At 41.7% G+C, this 20,170-nt stretch carries 25 protein-coding genes; 20 read left to right on the top strand and 5 right to left on the bottom strand.

The genetic code is table 11. From position 1 onward, the window contains the following. The first annotated feature begins 1 nt into the window (after nucleotide 1). From fliG to AC4E92_RS06335, 3 genes are read left to right on the top strand one after another with little or no spacing between them, the layout of a single operon-like run. Complete coding sequence (gene fliG, locus AC4E92_RS06345; protein ID WP_490239755.1) at nucleotides 2–1,012, top strand: flagellar motor switch protein FliG; 1,011 nt, start codon at nucleotides 2–4, stop codon at nucleotides 1,010–1,012. Beyond that, nucleotides 1,009–1,674, top strand: coding sequence for a FliH/SctL family protein (locus AC4E92_RS06340; RefSeq protein WP_490239754.1), 666 nt, complete (start codon nucleotides 1,009–1,011; stop codon nucleotides 1,672–1,674). The genes fliG and AC4E92_RS06340 overlap by 4 nt, the downstream gene beginning before the upstream one ends. After that, a complete protein-coding gene (locus AC4E92_RS06335; RefSeq protein ID WP_490239753.1) occupies nucleotides 1,658–2,971 on the top strand; it encodes a FliI/YscN family ATPase in 1,314 nt (437 codons plus the stop codon). The genes AC4E92_RS06340 and AC4E92_RS06335 overlap by 17 nt, the downstream gene beginning before the upstream one ends. On the opposite strand, the gene AC4E92_RS06330 is transcribed toward AC4E92_RS06335, so the two are convergent. Continuing rightward, a complete protein-coding gene (locus AC4E92_RS06330; protein ID WP_490239752.1) occupies nucleotides 2,972–3,538 on the bottom strand; it encodes a class I SAM-dependent methyltransferase in 567 nt (188 codons plus the stop codon). Between the two features lie 125 nt (nucleotides 3,539–3,663). On the opposite strand from AC4E92_RS06330, the gene AC4E92_RS06325 reads away from it, so the two are divergent. After that, a complete protein-coding gene (locus AC4E92_RS06325) occupies nucleotides 3,664–5,085 on the top strand; it encodes an MATE family efflux transporter (RefSeq protein ID WP_490239751.1) in 1,422 nt (473 codons plus the stop codon). Nucleotide 5,086: 1 nt separating this feature from the next. On the opposite strand, the gene AC4E92_RS06320 is transcribed toward AC4E92_RS06325, so the two are convergent. Genes AC4E92_RS06320 through AC4E92_RS06305 form a run of 4 tightly spaced genes read right to left on the bottom strand, consistent with a single transcriptional unit; the run spans nucleotide 5,087 to nucleotide 9,199 of the window. Further along, the gene (locus AC4E92_RS06320) at nucleotides 5,087–6,250 is read right to left on the bottom strand and encodes a tetratricopeptide repeat protein (protein ID WP_490239750.1); all 1,164 of its coding nucleotides are present in this window, start codon (nucleotides 6,248–6,250) and stop codon (nucleotides 5,087–5,089) included. A gap of 2 nt (nucleotides 6,251–6,252) precedes the next feature. Beyond that, a complete protein-coding gene (locus AC4E92_RS06315) occupies nucleotides 6,253–7,278 on the bottom strand; it encodes an AI-2E family transporter (protein WP_490239749.1) in 1,026 nt (341 codons plus the stop codon). Then, a complete protein-coding gene (locus tag AC4E92_RS06310) occupies nucleotides 7,257–8,357 on the bottom strand; it encodes an MFS transporter (protein ID WP_490239748.1) in 1,101 nt (366 codons plus the stop codon). The genes AC4E92_RS06315 and AC4E92_RS06310 overlap by 22 nt, the downstream gene beginning before the upstream one ends. 23 nt (nucleotides 8,358–8,380) lie before the next feature. Next, complete coding sequence (locus AC4E92_RS06305) at nucleotides 8,381–9,199, bottom strand: Mrp/NBP35 family ATP-binding protein (protein ID WP_490239747.1); 819 nt, start codon at nucleotides 9,197–9,199, stop codon at nucleotides 8,381–8,383. Nucleotides 9,200–9,275: 76 nt separating this feature from the next. Here AC4E92_RS06305 and AC4E92_RS06300 point away from each other — a divergent pair, with 76 nt between their 5' ends. From AC4E92_RS06300 to AC4E92_RS06225, 16 genes are all read left to right on the top strand, one after another. Then, nucleotides 9,276–10,016: a metal ABC transporter ATP-binding protein gene (locus AC4E92_RS06300; RefSeq protein WP_490239746.1), complete on the top strand. Its 741-nt coding sequence runs from the start codon at nucleotides 9,276–9,278 to the stop codon at nucleotides 10,014–10,016. Beyond that, nucleotides 9,964–10,785, top strand: a complete 822-nt coding sequence (locus tag AC4E92_RS06295; protein WP_490239745.1) for a metal ABC transporter permease — start codon at nucleotides 9,964–9,966, stop codon at nucleotides 10,783–10,785. Before AC4E92_RS06300 ends, AC4E92_RS06295 begins: the two co-directional genes overlap by 53 nt. Nucleotides 10,786–10,791: 6 nt before the next feature. Next, a complete protein-coding gene (gene queD / locus AC4E92_RS06290; protein ID WP_490239744.1) occupies nucleotides 10,792–11,160 on the top strand; it encodes a 6-carboxytetrahydropterin synthase QueD in 369 nt (122 codons plus the stop codon). Continuing rightward, nucleotides 11,157–11,939, top strand: a complete 783-nt coding sequence (gene folE2 / locus AC4E92_RS06285) for a GTP cyclohydrolase FolE2 (protein ID WP_490239743.1) — start codon at nucleotides 11,157–11,159, stop codon at nucleotides 11,937–11,939. Before queD ends, folE2 begins: the two co-directional genes overlap by 4 nt. Then, nucleotides 11,936–12,589, top strand: a complete 654-nt coding sequence (gene thyX, locus AC4E92_RS06280; protein WP_490239742.1) for an FAD-dependent thymidylate synthase — start codon at nucleotides 11,936–11,938, stop codon at nucleotides 12,587–12,589. The genes folE2 and thyX overlap by 4 nt, the downstream gene beginning before the upstream one ends. Then, on the top strand, nucleotides 12,586–12,939 hold the full coding sequence (locus AC4E92_RS06275) for a hypothetical protein (protein ID WP_490239741.1): 354 nt from the start codon (nucleotides 12,586–12,588) through the stop codon (nucleotides 12,937–12,939). The genes thyX and AC4E92_RS06275 overlap by 4 nt, the downstream gene beginning before the upstream one ends. Nucleotides 12,940–12,942: 3 nt before the next feature. Then, entirely contained in the window at nucleotides 12,943–13,890 is a 948-nt protein-coding gene (locus AC4E92_RS06270; RefSeq protein WP_490239740.1) for a CBS domain-containing protein, read from the top strand. Next, the gene (locus AC4E92_RS06265; RefSeq protein ID WP_490239739.1) at nucleotides 13,887–14,219 is read left to right on the top strand and encodes an iron-sulfur binding hydrogenase; all 333 of its coding nucleotides are present in this window, start codon (nucleotides 13,887–13,889) and stop codon (nucleotides 14,217–14,219) included. The genes AC4E92_RS06270 and AC4E92_RS06265 overlap by 4 nt, the downstream gene beginning before the upstream one ends. Next, nucleotides 14,216–14,929 (top strand): phosphotransferase, encoded by a 714-nt coding sequence (locus AC4E92_RS06260; RefSeq protein WP_490239738.1) that lies wholly within the window; start codon nucleotides 14,216–14,218, stop codon nucleotides 14,927–14,929. Before AC4E92_RS06265 ends, AC4E92_RS06260 begins: the two co-directional genes overlap by 4 nt. Beyond that, nucleotides 14,920–15,471: an ATP-binding protein gene (locus tag AC4E92_RS06255; RefSeq protein WP_490239737.1), complete on the top strand. Its 552-nt coding sequence runs from the start codon at nucleotides 14,920–14,922 to the stop codon at nucleotides 15,469–15,471. Before AC4E92_RS06260 ends, AC4E92_RS06255 begins: the two co-directional genes overlap by 10 nt. Further along, nucleotides 15,471–17,660, top strand: coding sequence for a BamA/OMP85 family outer membrane protein (locus AC4E92_RS06250; RefSeq protein ID WP_490239736.1), 2,190 nt, complete (start codon nucleotides 15,471–15,473; stop codon nucleotides 17,658–17,660). Before AC4E92_RS06255 ends, AC4E92_RS06250 begins: the two co-directional genes overlap by 1 nt. 87 nt (nucleotides 17,661–17,747) lie before the next feature. After that, nucleotides 17,748–18,626, top strand: a complete 879-nt coding sequence (locus AC4E92_RS06245; RefSeq protein WP_490239735.1) for a YicC/YloC family endoribonuclease — start codon at nucleotides 17,748–17,750, stop codon at nucleotides 18,624–18,626. A 22-nt stretch (nucleotides 18,627–18,648) separates the two neighbouring features. Next, entirely contained in the window at nucleotides 18,649–18,924 is a 276-nt protein-coding gene (locus AC4E92_RS06240; RefSeq protein ID WP_012003659.1) for a DUF370 domain-containing protein, read from the top strand. Between the two features lie 4 nt (nucleotides 18,925–18,928). Continuing rightward, complete coding sequence (gene gmk / locus AC4E92_RS06235; protein ID WP_490239734.1) at nucleotides 18,929–19,555, top strand: guanylate kinase; 627 nt, start codon at nucleotides 18,929–18,931, stop codon at nucleotides 19,553–19,555. Beyond that, on the top strand, nucleotides 19,548–19,778 hold the full coding sequence (locus AC4E92_RS06230; protein WP_490239733.1) for a DNA-directed RNA polymerase subunit omega: 231 nt from the start codon (nucleotides 19,548–19,550) through the stop codon (nucleotides 19,776–19,778). Before gmk ends, AC4E92_RS06230 begins: the two co-directional genes overlap by 8 nt. Nucleotides 19,779–19,874: 96 nt before the next feature. Continuing rightward, on the top strand, nucleotides 19,875–20,170 hold a 296-nt coding region (locus tag AC4E92_RS06225; protein WP_490239732.1), incomplete at its 3' end, for a flavoprotein.

Genomic DNA, 20,170 nt, shown 5'->3' with positions numbered 1-20,170 from the left:
GATGGCTGAGAAAAAACAGATCAGTGGAAGAAGAAAAGCCGCGGTTTTGCTCGTTATGCTTGGACCAGAGAAAGCCGCATCTGTATTGAAACACCTTGATGAATCTGATGTCGAACAGTTAACAATTGAGATAGCCAACGTTGGAAAGATATCCGATGAAGAAAAAAGATCTGTTCTTTCAGAGTTTCAAGAAATTGCCCGTGCAAGAGAGATGATCTCACAGGGCGGGATCGAATATGCCAAAGAAGTCCTGCAAAAAGCCTTTGGACCAGAAAAAGCAATGAAGATCATTGAAAGACTGGTTTCTAACCTTCAGGTAAAACCATTCGATTTTCTCAAACAAACCGATCCCATACAGCTGGTCAATTTTTTACAGAGCGAACATCCCCAAACAATTGCTCTGATATTGAGTTATCTTGAGCCGCAACTTGCAGGAAGAATCCTGTCATCGCTTTCCGAAGACCTTCAGGTTGAAGTTGTAAAAAGAATAGCGTTACTGGAGCGTTCTTCTCCAGACGTCATAAGAGAAATCGAGAAAAATCTGGAAAGGAAATTGTCAGGGTTTGTCAGCCAGAGCTTCAGTCAGGTGGGCGGTGTTGATACAGCGGCAGAGATCATGAACAGTTTAGATCGATCATCGGAAAAGAAAATAATGGAGAAACTCGGCTATGATTCACCTGAGTTGGCAGAAGAAATCAGGCGCAGAATGTTTGTCTTTGAAGATCTGACAAAACTCGATGACAGATCAGTACAGTTGATTCTGCGTGAAGTGGAGACCAAAGACCTGGCACTCGCTCTCAAGGGCGCTTCAGAGGAAGTTAAAGAAAAGATATTCAAAAATATCTCCAAGAGAGCTGCTCAATTGCTTCAGGATGAACTGGAGTACATGGGACCTGTCAGGATAAAAGACGTCGAAGAAGCCCAGCAGAAGATCATAAATGTTGTGAGAAGACTTGAAGAAGCCGGTGAAATAATCGTAGCCAAAGGTGGTGGCGAGGAGCTGATCGTGTGATCATCAAAAAACGCCAGCTTTTTATAGACAGCCCCTGTGTATTGAGCCAGGCAAAAACCGTTCAGGATCCGGCAGAATTCCTCAAAAAAGCCGAGCAAGAACTGAACAATGCACACAGGCAAGCCGAGCAGATAATCAACGATGCACAAACTCACGCTCAAAAAATAGTTGAAAACGCAAAAAAAGAAGCTCAGAGTATCTTGGAAAACGCAAAAAAAGAAGCTCTAACTGTGCAGAATCAAATTAAAATCACGAGCCAGATACTCAACAAAATCGCGGAGGAATTCCAAAAACAGCTCAGATCAAAAGTCAGTGATATTTCCCATCAACTAACGGATGTTCTGTACATCCTGGTGAAAAAGATAACCTATAAAGAGATAGACAGGGTAAACTATCAGGAGAAAATTCAGAACATTCTGAACAGAATCGTAGGTATGAGCAACATCAGAGTTACCATGAATGCAAACGACTTTGAAGATTTCCCCCAGCTTGTAGAACAATTCAAATCCATTGGCGCAGAAGTCGTCAAATCAGCAACTTTGAAACGTGGAGACATCATCGTGGACACCGAGATCGGTCTCATAGACGGTACCAATCAGTATGCGATCGAAATCGTGGACCAGATTCTTGAGGAGGTCTTCGGGCATGAGCGATCCTCTTGAGATTTTAGAGCTACTCAAAAACAGGATCGAGCAGGAAGACTTTCTAAAAATCAACGGCAAGGTAAGCCGTATTGTTGGATTGACCGTTGAATCAATCGGACCAGATGCGTTCCTTGGAGAAGTATGCAAACTGAATCTGAATGGTAAACAACCGCTTTGCGAAGTTGTGGGATTCAAAGATGGAAGAGTCCTGCTCATGCCGCTCGAAGATCTGTCAGGGGCAAAACACGGAACGGTGATCTACAAAACCGGCAAGCGATTAGATGTGCCGGTCTCAGACCAGATGAAAGGCAGAGTACTTGACGGTCTTGGAAGACCTATCGATGGAAAACCCCTGCTGACCAAACACAGATATCCACTGATCAACAGTGCACCTCACCCTTTGAAAAGGGCGAGGATCGTCGAACCTCTGCCGGTAGGCGTCCGCGCAATAGACGGCTTTATAACCATAGGCAAGGGACAGAGAATAGGAATTTTTGCAGGAAGCGGTGTTGGAAAAAGTACACTCCTTGGAATGATAGCAAGAAACACCGTTGCCGATGTAAATGTCATCGCTCTGATAGGCGAAAGAGGCAGAGAGGTCAGAGAATTCATAGAAAAAGATCTTGCAAAAGGTATTGAAAAATCGGTGGTAATCGTCTCAACCTCTGATCAGCCTGCGTTGATGAGGGCGAAAGCTTTATACACTGCGACGAGTATTGCAGAGTACTTTCGTGACATGGGTCTGGATGTACTCTTGATGGTGGATTCTCTGACGCGCTGGGCTATGGCTCAAAGAGAAATAGGTCTTGCAATTGGAGAACCTCCAACCGCAAGGGGATATCCACCAAGCGTTTTTGCCGGCATACCGGGGATACTGGAAAGAGCCGGAAATTCAGATAAAGGAAGCATCACAGCGATATACACGGTCCTTGTCGAAGCCGATGACTTCAACGAACCAATTTCCGATACGGTTAGAAGTGTTGTCGATGGTCACATAATGCTTTCCAGAAGACTGGCAGAATTAAACCACTATCCTGCAATAGACGTCCTTGCCAGTGTGAGCAGGTTGATGATAGACATAGCAAGCAAAGACCACATAGAAGCCAGTAAAAAATTGCGCAGCCTGATGGCAGTTTATTATGAAGCCAAAGACCTTATAGATGTGGGTGCATACAAGAACGGATCAAATCCACAGATAGACAACGCAATAAAAATGATAGGTCCTATAAACGATTTTCTCAAGCAGGGAATAGATGAAAAACCGACATACGAGCAAACGATAAATCAACTTCTCAAACTCTCCAGCATGGTGTAATCATCTTTTAATCTCAGCTATCTTGGAAAACTCCAGATGAAAAATCTGATCGTAAATTTCTTCTTTGAGAAGCTTGAAACCATTTTCACGTGCTATTTTTTTGATAAAACCGGAATTTTGCTCGAATTTCCATTTTGTCACATGCACGGTTTTGATTACCTCAAAACCACTGTCTATCAAAACGGGGACAGCAAAAAAACTCTTATGACCGATCTTTTTTGGAATAGTTGCATCCCATATCAATAACCTTCCCCATCTTTTTAAAACATAACTGACATTCTCAAAGATAGCTTTGTGTTTTGGAAGGTAGAAAAAAGTGAAAAAACAGATAACCATATCAAATGATTCAGGGGCAAAAGACAGTTTAAGTGGATTCATGAGAATTCTCAGTGATTTTGGATCAGCTCCTTTCATAAGTTCCTCATCTGGTGTAACCAGAATCGCCCTTTGTTTGAGGATTTTTGTGAACAAATCATCGCCGCCCGTGCATATTACAAGTATTCTATCCGCATCAAAGTCATTCTCTATTTTTATCTGCTGATCCTTGGTGCTGTAATAGCCACCCATTGAATACCCCCTGAAAAAGTATACGATGAATGGACAGATTTTGACACAGCACGGACACAAAAAGTTACGAACGCGAACTAAATTCGAAACCAATAAGTGTTATTCACTCTAATGGAGGTTTGAAGTTGAAATACTCTCTATTCAAACAGTATCTCACAAAAAGTCAGGCAAGAGAAATTCAAAGAGAGCTTTTGGCTCTCGGTCTGCCGTCTATGGCTGAAAATGCATTGCAGATGCTCCTTGGATTGGTTGATACGGCTTTTCTGGGTCACCTTTCATGGCAGGCGATGAGTGGGGTTTCACTCGCAAATCAGATATTCTTCATATTTCAGATCATTCTCATAGCTGCATCAACAGGTGTCACAGTACTGGTATCAAATGCCATCGGCGCGAGAAATCATCGGATGATATCTAAAACTCTCTGGAACGGTTTGTACCTTGCAACTATCTGGGGATTGATGATGATGTTTTTCGTACCGCTGGTACCGGTGATCTTAAAAATTTTCCCCAATGTCGATCGGCAGGTGTACGAATCAGGTGTGGATTATTTAAGGATAATACTGCTCGGTATACTCACGATGTCATTAATGGGAACCCTTGGTGCGGCTTTAAGAGGTGCTGGGGATACAAAAACTCCAATGATAGTCGCGGCAATTTCGAACAGTTTGAATGTGTTTCTGGATTATGCGATGATCTTTGGAAAATTCGGTTTACCAAGACTTGAAACAAAAGGTGCAGCACTTGCAACTGTGCTATCGCGTTTAGTGGGTGTTATTTTACTGTTCGTAGCTGTTTTCAAAAGCTATACTCTGTATGCAAAAGACAAAAAAGGCAGAAAATTCGATCTGTCGACGATCAAAAGTATTCTATCGGTTGGTCTGCCAACTGCCGGTGAGAACATGTTATTTTCCACAGGGTTGCTTATTTTTGCAAATATACTGCTTTTGGCTGGATCGAAAGCCTATGCGGCTCACAGGGTTGGTATAAATATCGAGTCGATCTCTTTCATGCCCGGAATGGGAATCTCTGTTGCAATAACAACACTCGTGGGTAGGTACAACGGCAAAGCAGATTTTAAAAGGATAGCCGGGGTCGTTCGCCAGGGCTGGATTCTCACATCGATTTTCCAGATATCAGTTGGATTATTCATCTTTGCATTTCCAGAGCTCTTGATAAGGCTTTTTACAAATGACCTGCAAATAATAACTATGGCTGAGTTACCTGTTAGATTCATAGGCTTAGTTCAGGCTTTTCTGGCAATTGATTATTCAATGAACGGTGCTTTAAGGGGTACAGGAAACACATCCTTTCCGATGTTCACAATTGCATTCGCAATGTGGTTCATCAGACTACCAGTTGGATATTTTCTTGTGGCTCATTTCAGGATGGGATTACTTGGAGCATGGATTGGCATGATAATAGATATAATATTCAGAAGTCTGGTTAAGTTGGTGTTCTATCTAACCGGCAGATGGGAGAAAACCGCAAGAAAAACCGCTCTGAAAGTTAATGCAAAGACATCGGAAATCTCGCAACACGATGACTGAGTCAATTTTTTTCTTTATCCTGTGATCTGAGCATTTTGCTCAAATCTTTTATACACTGGTATTCCTTTATTGCCTGATTGACATCACCCAGTTGCTCATAAAGCATTGCCAGCTTCGATCGAGTTTTCAGATCTGATGGTTCTCTTTGCAGAATTCTTTTACACGTCTTAACGGCAGCTTTTTTCATTCCAAGTGCAATCAATACACTGAGTCTGATTTTATCTATAGCCAGGATAATGAAAAAGACTGCAACCCAGAAAACGATCCAGATCAAAAAGAACTTTCTTTCCTTGACAGCAGTACTGTGTTGTTTGAGAGAACTGTTAATGTTCTTGTCTTTTGATTGGATCTGGTCAAATTTCACACCAAATTTCTTGGCGTTCTCTATTAAAAAAAGCAGCCTTTTTCTGATTTCTTCTTTTGGCAGTGATAGCTGATCAAATTGTAAGATGACCTTGGACAGTTCAAAAGAATCTATTCGAGACGGCTCTAACCTGTTTACTGTGTTAAGTAATTCCATGTACGATTTCAGTTCAACGGCAAATTGCACAGGATTACTTGTCTCAAATTGATTTGCAACCTCAAGAAGTCTGTACAGAGAAGGGAAAGATGACTCTTCATTCTGGTGCAAAAGGCAGGTCTGGGTTATCTGCTGGGAAATTTCTGAAAAATTCCTGGAAGTTTTGATCAATCCAACCAGGTTCCAGTCCAGCAGGTAGGGATCTTTCAGAAAATTCTCAACAAGCCATTTCCCAAAATCTGTCGGAGCAGTTACGCGCAACCCCACTTTCCACAGACTTTTTATGAAGGCTATTTCTTGAAAATCACCGTTTTCAAACCTTCTAACATGATCTTCTAACTGTGGAAAAACCAGCAAAAGCTCTTTTACAAGATCTACTTGAAGATCCAGACAACTGGACATGTCTTTTATAAACTGGTCAAAATTCTCGCTGACAACAGCCTGTCTTAATGCGTCAAAATGCGCAAGACGTCTTTTGGCAGCTATCCGCGGTCCCTCAGAGAAAATCAATTGAGAATCCGGATCTTTTTTGATCAGAGCTATCAATTCCTGCCAGCTCTGTTCTGGATCTTTACCAATTTGATCAATCGTCCCCGCAAAGAAAAGGGACCAGAAAATGAGCGAGATCAAAACGGCATACCTCATTATCAATCCCTTTCAAACTGCGGGTAGAGAAATTGTTTATAAAAAACAACTGCAAAGACAGCCGCTGGCACACCGAAAAACACACCAACCGGTCCAAAGATCTCGCCTGTGAGTAAGATTGAAAAGATCATCAAAACGGGATTAACTCTGGCATAGCCTTTCATGATTTCAAAAAACAGCACGAAAACACCAAGATGTATCAAAACAGAGAAAAAGACTACCCAGAGCATGCCCTGTAATCCCAAAGACAGAGAAAACAGAAAAACAGGAATGAACTCGAAGATAACACCAACGATCGGTATAAAATTTGTCAAAAAAGCCCAGAAGGCTATCAGTGGGGCATAGGATATGTTCATGATCCTGAACAGTAAAAAGAACGCAGCGCCAACTATTATCGCATTCAGGGTAATAACGCTGATGAATCGGCGCATATTCATCTTGAGTTCTTCCACAAACTCGTTAATCTGCTCTCTACATTTTTTCGGGTACATAAGCGGTATAACTCGAGTTATCTTGCTCGAATACAGAGAGACATAGATGATACCAAGTATTGTGAAGAACAGCACAACCAGTGCACCGGGGATTTTGGACGCAATCACTCTCAAAAGATAATTTGCAAGCTGATTGATGCCCGGTTTTATGAAATCCACTATACCGTTCAGCATCTTCAAAAGCTCGTTGTTGTTCTGTATATACTGTTCCCACGCTCTTTTTTCAATTATGTCTGCGATCAGCGTATAAAAATCGGCAAACTGCGTGAATGCACTTGGAATGATTGTTACAAGGCCCCAGATAAACACGGAAAAACAAATCACAAGCGAGATAATGATTGACAGTTTTTTAGAAATCTTGAAGATTTTCTTGATAAGACCAGCCACTGCATCCACAACCATAACTGCGATAAAGGTGAACAAAAGCGTGTTGAAGAAATTTTTATACAGCACAAAGAGAACCACAAAGATTGCTGTATAGATAAGCGTAAAGTACATTGCTAACCTTTTTGGCTCTAAACCTTTCTGAAAAGGCACAGCTTTCTCCCCCCTAAGAAAACAACAAAAGCCACCAGAAAGGATATCAGGGCTGTGAAATAAACCAGAACGTTAATGCTGTCTCCAAACGGAAGTATCACAAAAACCCTTAGACCTGTGCCACAAGCCCATGCAAATCCCATGACTATGGATGAAGCAAAAGAAGTGTGATTGGGTAAGGTTATTTGAGCCTGCGATAGATTTGAAGACATGGTCAGATAGCCAAAGGCGTCTATTAGAACATAACTCATCATCATGAGTAGCATATTCGATGCACCGGCAAAAGCCAAAAGAGCACCACCCATGCCAAGAAAACTGACAAGATTTGTGACAGTATTGCCGAATCTTTTACTCATCCAGGAACCCAGCATGGTTGTAAACACTCCAACTGCTATGCCTGCCGAGAGCAGCGATCCTCCAAAAACTATTGAAAAACCCTTCTGTGTGGAAACAATTGGAGCATAAAGATGAGCAATAGACATGACCAGAGTTCTCATACTGACCACAAACCACAGATAAAATAGCAGTTTCTTTTGCTGTGAACTGACTTTCACAGCCTGGTGATCGTGATTGTAGCTCAATTTTGGCTCGGATTTCATCATAAATGCCATTACAGCAAGCACAGGCAAACTGACCAGCCACAGAAATTCAAGCCCAACTTTTGATGAAAAAAGAGTCACAAAGACAGGACCAGCAGCGGCGCCAAGAGTTCCGGCGGCAACAAAAAATGGCATCGACTTTTCAGACAGACCATGTGCAGCCGCGGCACCGGCTGGATGAAAGGCAGAATTGGCAAAAAAAGCTATTATAAAAAATACAAACAGTACTGATATATTCGGCGCAAATTCAATCACGCTTATAAACAAAACCGTTACGACCGTTGAAATGTACATGAACCTGAATCTGTTTTGAATTTTATCAGACAATGCACCAAAAAAGATTTGAAAGATGGATGAGATAAAAGAAATCACGGTTATGAATAGAGCGATCTGTTTCGCATTCACATGATATTTTTGCATAAAATACGGTGCAAGAGGCGTCAAAAAAGAAACATAAAAATCTGATACAAAGTGATTCAAAGGTGCAAAGAAGTGTATTTTGATCAGCCTCCAATTGCTGAAAGCACTTTTTCAACAAGTGACCTGAAACTTTTTTCAGCTTCAGAACCTCTTAGAAAAGAGACGACCGGCTTACCTGCATCTGAATATTGAGCCACCGTCGGATCCATTGGTATCTCGCCCAGACACTGAACACCTGTTATTTGCACCAGCTCATTCACTACTCCTTCTCCAAATGGCTTGATCTTTGTGCCACAATTCGGGCAGATCAGATAAGACATATTGGTCACAAATCCGAGCACCCTCTGCCCCATTTCACCGACAAAATTTATAGCCCTTTCAACATCGTCAACGGCAACACGCTGGGGTGTTGTAACTATAACAGTTCCGTCCAGCTTTACCATCTGAAAAAGACTGAGTGCCTCGTCTCCTGTTCCTGGAGGCAGATCAAATATGAGAAAATCGAGTTTTCCCCAGTCAGTATCACCGAGAAATTGCTGAATCACAGTGTGTTTCAGTGGACCTCTCCACACGACTGGTTGCCCATCCTCGAGTAACATTGCCATCGAAAGCACCTTTAAATTGGTCAGGTATTTCAAAGGTAAAATAAGACCGTTTTGCATCACAGGTTCATCTTTCAAACCGAGCATGCGGGCGACATTCGGACCGTGTATATCCAGATCGGCTAATCCAACTTCAAAACCTTCTTCTGCAAGGGCAACTGCTAAATTCACCGCAACCGTCGTTTTACCAACGCCACCTTTTCCACTGAGAACTGCGATCTTGTGGTTGATCTTTGACAGATTTTCCTCAATCCTTTTTTGCCTTTCCTTGATCTGCGCAAATTTGTCCATCTGTTCCATCTGCTTACCTCCTTTATAATATTCTACACTGTTTGCTCCAAGATGATAAAATTAAATGGTAAAGGAGGAGAGTTTTTTGATATATCCCTTACAAATTCAAGATCTCACAGTCTCAATAGATGAAAAGATAATCCTGAAAGACGTGAATCTCTCTATTGAACAAAAAGGACTTTACACAGTGGTCGGACCAAATGGTGGCGGCAAGACAACACTTGTCAAAAGCATACTCAATCTTATAAAACCCTTAAAAGGAGAAATAAAGATATTTGGAATGCCAAATGACCGTTACCTTGAAAAAGAAGTCATTGGCTATCTTCCTCAGCGTTCTCCCGCTCGCGAAAATTTTCCAATAAAAGTCAAAGATGTCGTCAGAATGGGAGCTTTGAGATGCAAAGAAAAAAACGTGGAAAAAATCGTTGCCCAAGCCCTTGAAAAAGTCGGAATGATAGATTTTTCTGAGAAAGTCTTTTCACAGCTCAGTATCGGTCAGCAGCAGAAGGTTTTAATAGCACGGGCGGTGGTCTGCAAGCCAAAATTTCTCATACTCGATGAACCCACAACCGGGCTTGATGTGGACAGTCAAAAGGCATTTTATGAAATGATAAAGCGCTTTGTAGATGAAAATATGACTGTATTAATGGTAACGCACGACATAGGTTTTGTAATAGACTTTTCAGATGGAGTTTTCTGCATAAACCAGACCATGCTTTCTCACAAAATATGCGACAATTTCCAGATCTCCAGAGAGTTTTTCGACAAACTCTATGGTTATGGAGTTAGACCAATCGTTCACAGGCACGGTGAGACAGATGATTAGTCATTTTCTTGTAAGGGCATTCATGGCTGGCATTCTGACAGTTATCGGCACATCGTTGACGGGAGTTCATGTTGTACTCAGAAGGATGGCGTTTTTTGGTGATGGTGTTGCACATATTGCCTTTGCCGCGGCGGCGATAGGAACTGTCTTGGGGTTTTCAAGTTTTCTCACAGCTCTTTTACTGTCCATCTTTGTATCAATAGTTCTTGGTTATCTATCGCAGAAAGGTATTCACGAAGATACTGGCATCGGTATACTCTTTTCCCTATCCATGGCGGTCGGGATAATACTGTTTTCCATAAAAAATGAACGGCGTAGCCTCATGTCTTACATGTTTGGCGATATACTGGCTGTTTCCAGGAACGATTTGTTCCTTCTTGCCGTTATATCGCTGATCGTGGTGGTCTTCACGATCCTGTGGAAAGACAAACTCATATACATGAGTTTTGACAGAGAATTCGTCAAGGTTACAGGAGTTAAAACCGAGTCGATATATTATACTTTTCTTGCGATTCTTGCCGCGACAATAGTAATTGCCGTGAGAACTGTCGGAGTCGTTTTGGTTTCTGCGTTCCTGATAACCCCCACCGCAGCCGCGAGTATCGTAGCAAAAGATTTCAGAAGAATTTTTCTCCTTGCACCGATCTTTGGGATTATAACCGTTGTTGCCGGTATAACAGCTTCCATCTGGATAGATGTTCCGGTTGGCTCTATGATAGTGGTCGTCCAGAGTCTGTTTTTCTTTGCACTTTTGCTGTTCAAGAGGTGATGAAATGTGTTTTTCATATCCAGAGATTTCAATTTCGATGCCGCGCACAGACTTGAAAATTATCACGGCAAATGTGAGTCACTCCATGGTCACACTTACAAGGTTAGAGTTACTCTTGCTGGTGAACCAGATGAAGAGGGTATGATCATAGATTTCATTGAGCTCAGAGACATTGTGAAAAAAGAAGTGCTCGATCAACTCGATCACAGTTATCTAAATCAAATTATCAGCCAACCAACGGCTGAGAATATATCAAAATGGATCTGGAATAAATTGAAAGTCAAACTCACCAATGAGAGACACACACTTTATGAGATAACCGTCTGGGAAAGTCCGGATACTTTTGTGACTTATAGAGGTGAGATGAGTAAATGAAAGACGTACAGAGTCAATCAGACACAAGAAACGTATATCTGCAAAGAGTCGGTATAAAAAATCTGAGCTATCCGGTCACAGTGATGGATAAGAAAAATGGATATCAGGATACAGTGGCTAATATAAACATGTACGTCGATCTACCTGTTGAATTCAGAGGAACACACATGAGCAGATTTGTCGAGGTTCTGAACAGATATCGCCTGGGAATAGATCCAAAACTCATAAAGCAGATGCTCGAAGAGCTCAGGATGAATTTAAACGCCAGCGTCGCAAGAGTTGAAATAGAGTTTCCGTATTTTGTGCTGAAAAATGCCCCTGTTTCCAATCAGGAGAGTTTTACAAAGTACACCTGTCGGATAGAGGGTCAAAAATCCGCCGATATGTACGATTTCACCGTCTGTGTAGGTGTACCAATACTCACCCTTTGCCCGTGTTCAAAAGAGATCAGCGAAAGAGGAGCACACAATCAGAGGGCAATTGTCTGGATACATGTGCGTTCTAAAAGATTAATCTGGTTTGAGGAACTGATAGAATACGCAGAGAAAAGTGCAAGCTCGCCGGTGTACACTATTCTAAAGAGAGTCGATGAGAAATTCGTTACTGAACATGCGTATGACAATCCAAGGTTTGTTGAAGATGTTGCAAGAGAGATTGCACTCAAATTGAACGAAGATAGCAGAATCTTCTGGTATAAGGTAGAAGTTGAGAGTTTCGAGTCCATACACGATCACAATGCCTATGCCTGTGTAACTAAAAACAAGGAGGAATCACAATGACCATAGAAGTTCTCGATAAAGGGTTTGTGAAGCTGATAGACAGCATGGGAACAGATATCTCGATAGTTAGAGCCGCAAGGATTTCTCATGGCAAGGAGCCGATCGATGAAGAGAGAGACAGAAGATTACTGGAACATCTATTGAAAAGCGGGCATGAATCACCTTTTGAACATGTCGTTTTCACTTTCCACATTAAATGTCCGATCTTTGTGGCAAGACAGTGGATGAGACACAGAATAGCATCATACAACGAGCTGAGCGGAAGATACACTCAGTTCACTGACGAATTTTATTCACCTGATTTTGAGAAGAGATTTGCTAAAGAGCAAAGTGAACAGGCAAGGCAGATCATCGAGCAGGCATACGAAAACTCTTATAGGTGTTACATGCAGTTGCTGCAAATGGGTCTTCAAAGGGAAATAGCGCGACTGGTCCTTCCACTTGCCACTTACACACAGTTTATCTGGACAGTTAACGCAAGAAGTCTCATGAACTTTCTTTCTTTGAGAGCAGACTCACATGCTCAATGGGAGATGCAGCAGTTTGCAATCGCCGTTGCTCGCATTTTCAAACAGCTCTGTCCATGGACCTATGAAGCATTTTTGAAATACCGATACACAGGAGATATCCTCAAGGAGGTGAATTTGTGAAGCTTTCAGAAATCTTAGCAGAAGTCAAAGCAAAGGTCATAACTGGTGAGGAAAAAGTCAATGAGCTCGAATTTGAATACATTTCTGCTTCAGATTTGATGAGTGAAGTGCTGGCAATAGCAAGACCTGGTATGGTCCTGTTAACAGGGTTGACAACACCACAGGTTGTCAGAACAGCAGAGGTTGTCGGAATACAGGCAGTCATAATTGTCAGAAAAGATACTCTCCCATCCGAAACGGTGGAAATGGCACGTGCCTGTGGAATAGTGCTTGCCGTTACGAAAATGACCATGTTTGAAGCCTGTGGAAGGCTCTATAACAAAAAACTCAAACCTGTTTGGAGTGTCTGAACGATGGAAAAAATACTCGATCGTGTGCAGGGTTTTTTCTTGGACATGTCCATTACGGAGATAATGAACCACAGTGTCATCTCCGTGAAACCAGATAGAACACTCAGACAAGTTAAGGAAATTCTTCGAATCAAAAGAATTTCTGGTCTGCCCGTAGTTGACAGTGACAGAAAACTAATAGGCATAGTGAGCATCGAAGACATAATAAAAGCCCTGGAAGGGGGATATATAGACGACACCGTTGAAAACAGAATGACTAAAAATGTCATTTTCATCGAAAGTACAGCGACTTTAAAAGAAGTGATAGAGTTTTTTGAGAAATGGTCTTATGGAAGATTTCCCGTTGTGGATAGTGAAAAAAGACTGGTTGGAATAGTCACCAAAAACGATGTGATGATGGCTTTACTTGCCAAACTTGGACTTGTTTATCTTCATGACGAAAGGCGTCGTGAGGTTCTCGACAGCCCAGAGTATTTTGCGAGGTCTCTTTTGACCGGTGAAAGATTGGACAAATCCGGTGCAGATTTTTATTTTCCCATAGATTACTTTGACATAAACCTTGCCGGGGTAGGTGCATCAAAACTCAGACAGTTTTTGCTTTCAAAAGGAGTCGATGAAAAAACAGCAAGAAGAGTATCGATTGCCACCTACGAAGCCGAGACAAATGTGGTCATTCACAGTGGCAGCACAGGTGCGATATACTGTTTCATAAAACCCGAAAGCATTTTTGTGAGAGTCGAAGACACAGGCAGAGGGATTGAAGACGTTGAACTGGCGATGCGTGAGGGTTATTCTACAGCACCAGATTATGTGAGAGAGCTTGGCTTCGGTGCGGGAATGGGTCTTGCAAACATGAAGCGCTGTTCAGACAACATGATAGTCATGTCAAAGGTAGGTGCCGGCGTAGTGGTTGAAATGGAATTTTTAAGGGGAAGGGAGGCAAAACAGTGAAAATCTCTCAAATCGCAGAAAAACTGGGGTTAGAAATCTGTTGCGGAAATTGTGAGCAGGAAGTACTTTACGGTTGCAGTGGAGATCTTCTCAGCGAGGTTATGTCGCATGCAAAGCCTTCTTCAATCTGGGTAACTGTGCAATCGCATGTGAATATCGTTGCGGTGGCGGCAATCTCCGGTATAAAAGCGATAGTATTGTGTAACGGTCACAAATATCCTCAGGAAACTATTGTGAAAGCAGAGCACGAGGGTATATGTCTGCTGAAAACCAGCAGTTCTCCTTTTGAAATCGCGGGATTACTGTATTCAATTGGAATCAAGTCATGATAAAGGCAGATCTTCACGTGCACTCATGCTTATCGCCATGTGCCCAGATAACAATGGTACCGGGTATCATATCTTCGGCAATCAGAGAGAAAAAACTGGATGTGGTATCCATAACAGATCACAATGCCTGTTACAACTTGGAAAGTTTCGCTAAAAAAATCAGCGGTCTTTTCGTTCCGGGTGTGGAACTCACTTCTTTTGAGGAAGTTCATGTACTGGCTTATTTTTATTCAATTGAAGCGGCGATCAATCTGTGTAATTTTGTAAAAAGATTCTTGCCAAAAGTCAACTACGACCCTGAGTTGATGGGATATCAGATAGTTGTGAATGAAAAAGATGAATTTCAAAGGTTAGAAGAAGATTTTTTGGGTATAGCCCTTGAACTATCACTTAGCGATCTTGTAGATATCATCTGTTCGCATGGTGGAATACCGGCTTACGCACATGTCGAAAGACGATTTGGAATACTGTATCAACTTGGTGTCTTTCCAAAAGATGAGCGGGTTAAACTGGCTGAAGCACGTACAAAAGATGGATGGATTGAAGCTGTTAAAGCCGGTTTCACCGTGCTCAGCAACTCAGATGCTCACAGTCCAGACGAAATAGGTTGCAGATTTACAAGATTGGCACTAAAAGATTTGAACTTTGAAGAACTGTTTCATGTCTTATCCAAGCCAAGCAGAGAGAAGGTTCTTTCGATATGGGATTGAGGACCATATCCGATCACATAATGGACATTGTGCAGAATTCTCTCAATGCCGGTGCAAGCAGGATAATTTTAAGGATCGAACAGAACAAAAACTGGTTTTGCTTTGAGGTTGAAGACAACGGAAGAGGTATGGATGAAGAACAACTCCATAAGATATTCGATCCATTTTATACAACAAGAGATCCACGCGTGAGAAGAGTGGGGCTTGGTTTACCTTTTCTCAAACAGGCAGCAGAGGCAACAGGTGGAAGCGTAAAGGTGGAAAGTGTAAAAGGTGTTGGCACAACAGTGAGAGCCTGTTTTGATACCAACCACGTTGACTGCCAGGATATAGGAGAACTTTCAGATTCGATTTCTACATTGCTACTATCATCAAATGATGTAGAATTAGTCGTGTACAGATACAAAGACGAAAGATCCTATACCATATCGAGCAGCCAGCTTAAAGAGCTGTTAAAGGATTTTTCTTCACCTTCTGCCATGAAGCTGGTTTATGAAGCAGTTGAAGAACTTGAAAAAAGTATCATAGAGGAGGTGCCTTAATGAGACTCTGGTTGACTTTTTTGTTCTCAGTGGTTTTATCCTGTGTAATGACCGCAGTGGTGATAAGCGATCTTAATTTTGTCGGGCTTGAAACTGTTGAAGCATCCCAGCTGCTTGCCTTAGTGAAAGACTACTTGAAAATCGAATTGACAGATCAGGGGGTTCAAGAACTGATTAAAAAGATCTTCGATACAGGGTATTTTTCTTCTATTGAGCCAAGATTGATTTCATCCAATAATGGATACGTGCTTCAACTCAATGTTCAGGAAAATCCCGTTGTGAAAGGCTGGAAAATCGACCTTGTTGGACCTGAACTGGTCAAAAAATCAGATCTGGAAGCAGCCGTGAAACTCGAGAAAAACAAAGCCTTGAGCATTGCGAAAGTCAGAGACTCTCTGCAGGCGATCAAAGAAAAATTCGATGAAGCCGGTTATTTTCTGGTGGAAGTCAGCGGTGATCTGGATAAAGATATCTACGTTTTTAGAATAACACAGTACGCACTGTGGGAAGTTTATTTTGAAGGTGAAACTGATGGACTTGATTTTTCAAAAATCAGACAGCAAATAAAAATAGACACGCTCAAGGACTTTTACACAACTCCTGGTTTTTTGAGAATTTTAACCAAGGACATCAAGCGCTGTTATCCAAAAGTTGAGAACATGTCATCTGTTATGAGCGTGTTGAGTAAATATGTGTACTTCGACAAAGAGACTTCAATCAATTTTGAAAAGATGGAAGTACCTGGTGTTGCTGAAAAGACGGCGGTCCTGAAAATCAACGTGGTTCTTAAAAAGATCATATCAGACAGCAAAGTTTACAAAGAGATTGAAATTATCGGGAACAAACTCATACCAACAGAAGAACTCAAAAATTCTCTGAGCGTCAAACCAGATCAGGCTGTTTACAACGTCGATATTCTCAAGTCTATGCAAGCCATCGTCGATTACTACGAGAGCAAGGGTTATCCAATGACGTATGTCATAGCAAAAGAGCAGCAGGACAAATTACAATTTCAGGTTTTAGAAAAGTACGTTTCTGATGTGGAACTCAAAGGTCTTGAAACAACAAAAAAATATGTCATAAGTGATTTAATCACATTCGAAAAAGGTGAACCTCTCAAGAAACAGGATTTCTATGATACGGTCTCTGCACTGAACCGAACACAGTTCTTTGAATCTGTTAATGCATATCCCGTAGGTACAGTGGATTCAACCCAGGTCAAAGTTATAGTAGATATAACCGAAAAAAAGAGAAAATTTGATCTCAACGGCGGTATAACATGGACTCCTACCCAGGGACCCTGGTATGAAGGGTTCATGGGAGAAGTAACCCTGGGCACAACCAATCCTTTTGGATACGGACAGAGCTTTTCCATAACCGGTAAACTGGGCTTGACAAACAAAAGCATCAGCTTTGACTATTCTGTGAGAAAACCTTTTGAACTGCCTGCAACGCTTGGAGCACTTTTCAGCTATGAATACGAAACGTCTAATTCGTCAATAACGAATATCTTAAAGATAGGTGCTAACTTCACTACTCTCAGATCACAGGGACATGCCTTTGGGGCCGGTGTGACTTACGAATACAGGTACTATTCGTATTTGAGCGATGATGAAAACACTTTGATCCTGTCGGGCAATTACTCTTATGACACGCGCAACAGTGCAATTTTTGCAACAAATGGTCAGTATCTCTACATAGGATTGGACAAGGCAGGACTTTTTCAAATTCTGAACGATAGAGACTACTGGAAAGCCAGACTCGATGCCAGAGCCTTTGTGCCAGTCTACGAAGATCTTTTCTCACTAGCATTCAGAGGTTTTGCTGCAAGTTTGTTCTTGGAAAAATACAAATTATCCGGGGTGTCTGAAGAAAAGATATTATTCTACGGTGTCAATGCGGTGAGAGGCACAGAAAGTACTGAGCAAAAAGCCGGCTGGCTTGGTAGCATTGAGCTCAGATACGATCTGAAATCACAAACTGTACCGATGTATTTACTCGCATTTGCAGATGTAGGCGGAACGGGTGAGAGTCTGTGGAAAACAAGATTGAATTTCACAGCAGGACCTGAACTTGACATTGCAGTACCTATGCTGGGAGTAATCGGTTTTGGTGTGGCTTACAACTTTGACGGAAACTGGAGTTTTGATAACTTCAAACCATTCTTCCGATTTGGTGCAGCTTTCTAAAGAGAAAATGAGTTATGAAGAGATAAAAAGATATAAACGGCTATTTTCGATTGAAATGTGGTATAGTTAGACATAGGTGGGGATATTTTGCCAAAGAGCATGACAGGTTATGCAAAATACGAAAAAATTAGCGACAAGTACAGAGTTCTGTGCGAAATAAAATCGCTGAACTCGAAATATTTTGTTACAGACATTCAGTCTCCTTCTTTCATGTTCAGCAGAGAAAGTGAACTGGTACAGCTCATACAGAATGTCGTAAAAAGAGGCAAGGTAGCCCTGAGATTATATGTGGAATTTTTGACACCGCTGGATGCAGTGAAAATCGATTATGGTCTTGCAAAAAGTTATTACGATGCCATGGAAGACCTTGTCAGCCGGCTTGGGATACCTGAGCCGGTCAATTTAGATAACCTTTTGCGCTTCCGAGACCTTGTGCGGTTTGAACTATCTCAACAGCAAGAAGAGGAAATTTTTGAAATCGTGCAGCAGGTTGTCCAGAAAACCTTAAAACTGCTGGATGAAGAAAGATTAGAAGAAGGATTGAAATTAGCACAGGATTTTGAAAAGATACTCCAGCAATTACAGATTTTACACGATGAAATTTCCAGACTCAGTGAACAATCGCCGCTGCTCATGAAAGAAAAAATCATACAGGATGTAAAAAAGATACTCGACAACAGTACACAGCTAAATGAAGGATTGCTTGAGAACGCAGTGGTTCTGGCAGTACAGCGAGCCGACATACGAGAGGAACTCACCAGATTGAAGAGCCATATAGAAAAAGCCAAGCAGCTTCTTTCATTGAACGATCCTGTCGGCAATCACCTTGACTTTGTCGCTCAGGAGATGTTCAGAGAAATCAACACGATTTTGTCCAAATCGCAAGACCAGAGAATCACAGACAACGCTTTAAAAGCAAAGGTACTGGTTTCTCAGTTCAGAGAACAGATCCAAAACATTGAGTAATCCTTAGGAGGTGTGGTCCGCGATGTACGGTTTGATCAACATAGGTTTTGGTAATGTGATCTCAGGTGATCGTGTGATAGCAATCGTAAATCCGGAATCCGCTCCATTGAAACGGCTCAAAGATGAAGCCAAAGATGAAGGTAAACTCATCGATGCTACCTATGGCAGAAAGACAAGAGCTATACTGATTACAGACAGCAACCACATAATACTCAGTGCAATCCAGCCAGAAACAATAGCCCAAAGATTCAAGCAATCGATGATAGAGATCGAGGAAAATCTGAACAAAGTGAGGTAGTAGAGTGAAAGGTGTTCTGTATGTGATCAGCGGACCATCAGGTGTGGGCAAAACCTCCATCATAGAAGCGACCTTGAAAAAAGTTAAGAACATAGTATTCTCTGTTTCGTGCACCACCAGACCTAAAAGACCGGGCGAAGTCGAAGGAAAAGATTACTTTTTCGTCGATGTCGTAAAATTCAGAGAAATGATCGAGCGTGAAGAATTTCTTGAATGGGCAGTGGTTCACAATCATTATTACGGAACACCGAAGAAGTTTGTTCAGGAGCAAATTGAGAATGGAAAGAGTGTGCTGCTTGACATCGACGTACAGGGAGCAATGACAGTTATGAACAAATACAAAGACGCCGTATACATATTCATTGCACCGCCATCCTTCGACGTGCTCAAGCAAAGACTGATCAATCGTGGCACGGAAGACAGGGAAAATCTCCAAAGACGGCTTGAAGATGCCAAAAAAGAACTTTCGTACATTCCGAATTTTGAGTATATAATAGTCAACGCAAATTTACAGGAATCAATCGAGCAGTTATGTTCTATAATTGTTGCAGAACAGTTGAAGGTCAAACGAGTTATTGACCGGCTGGGTTTGCACAGATTCTTCGAAAACGGAGGTGGAGATATTGAGTAGACCAGTCATAAACTACGATTATCTGTCTAAAAGAATACCTTACAAGTACGCGGTACCCATTGCAGTTGCCAAAAGAGCAGAAGCATTGAAAGAGTACGCAAAACCATACGTGACAACACCAGATGGTAATCTGGTATCAATTGCTTTTAAAGAACTTCAAGAAGGTTATATAAGGATCAAAAACGAGGAGATATTGAAAATTCTTCTGCCGGAAGTAAAGTGATCTCAACAAAACCCATCGTGCTACGTTAAGTGGGTCGCGACATATCATGGTTATGCAATTTCAAAAATGCTTAAAAGGAGGAAAGAGCGCACTCTTTTGTATCTTACGATAGAGTTTTTGCGCTCAGCTGTGATGAAAATACTTGTTGGAATAACCGGATGCATAGCGCTCTACAAAGTTGCTGAACTTGTCAGTTCGCTCAGAAAGTCTGGAAACGAACTGAAAATCGTAATGACACAGAGTGCTGAGAGACTCGTTTCAAAGGATCTGTTCTCAGCAGTTGGAAATTGCGAAGTTTATACCGATTCAGACGCTTTCAACATAAGAAATGGTTTCATACCTCACACAGAGTTATCAAAATGGCCGGATGTGCTCGTTGTTGCACCGGCTAC

The sequence above is a fragment of the Pseudothermotoga sp. genome (genome assembly GCF_031962025.1).
Classification (GTDB): Bacteria; Thermotogota; Thermotogae; order Thermotogales; family DSM-5069; genus Pseudothermotoga_B.
Note: the sequence above shows the minus strand (reverse complement) of the source record. Positions and strands in the feature narration are given on the sequence as shown.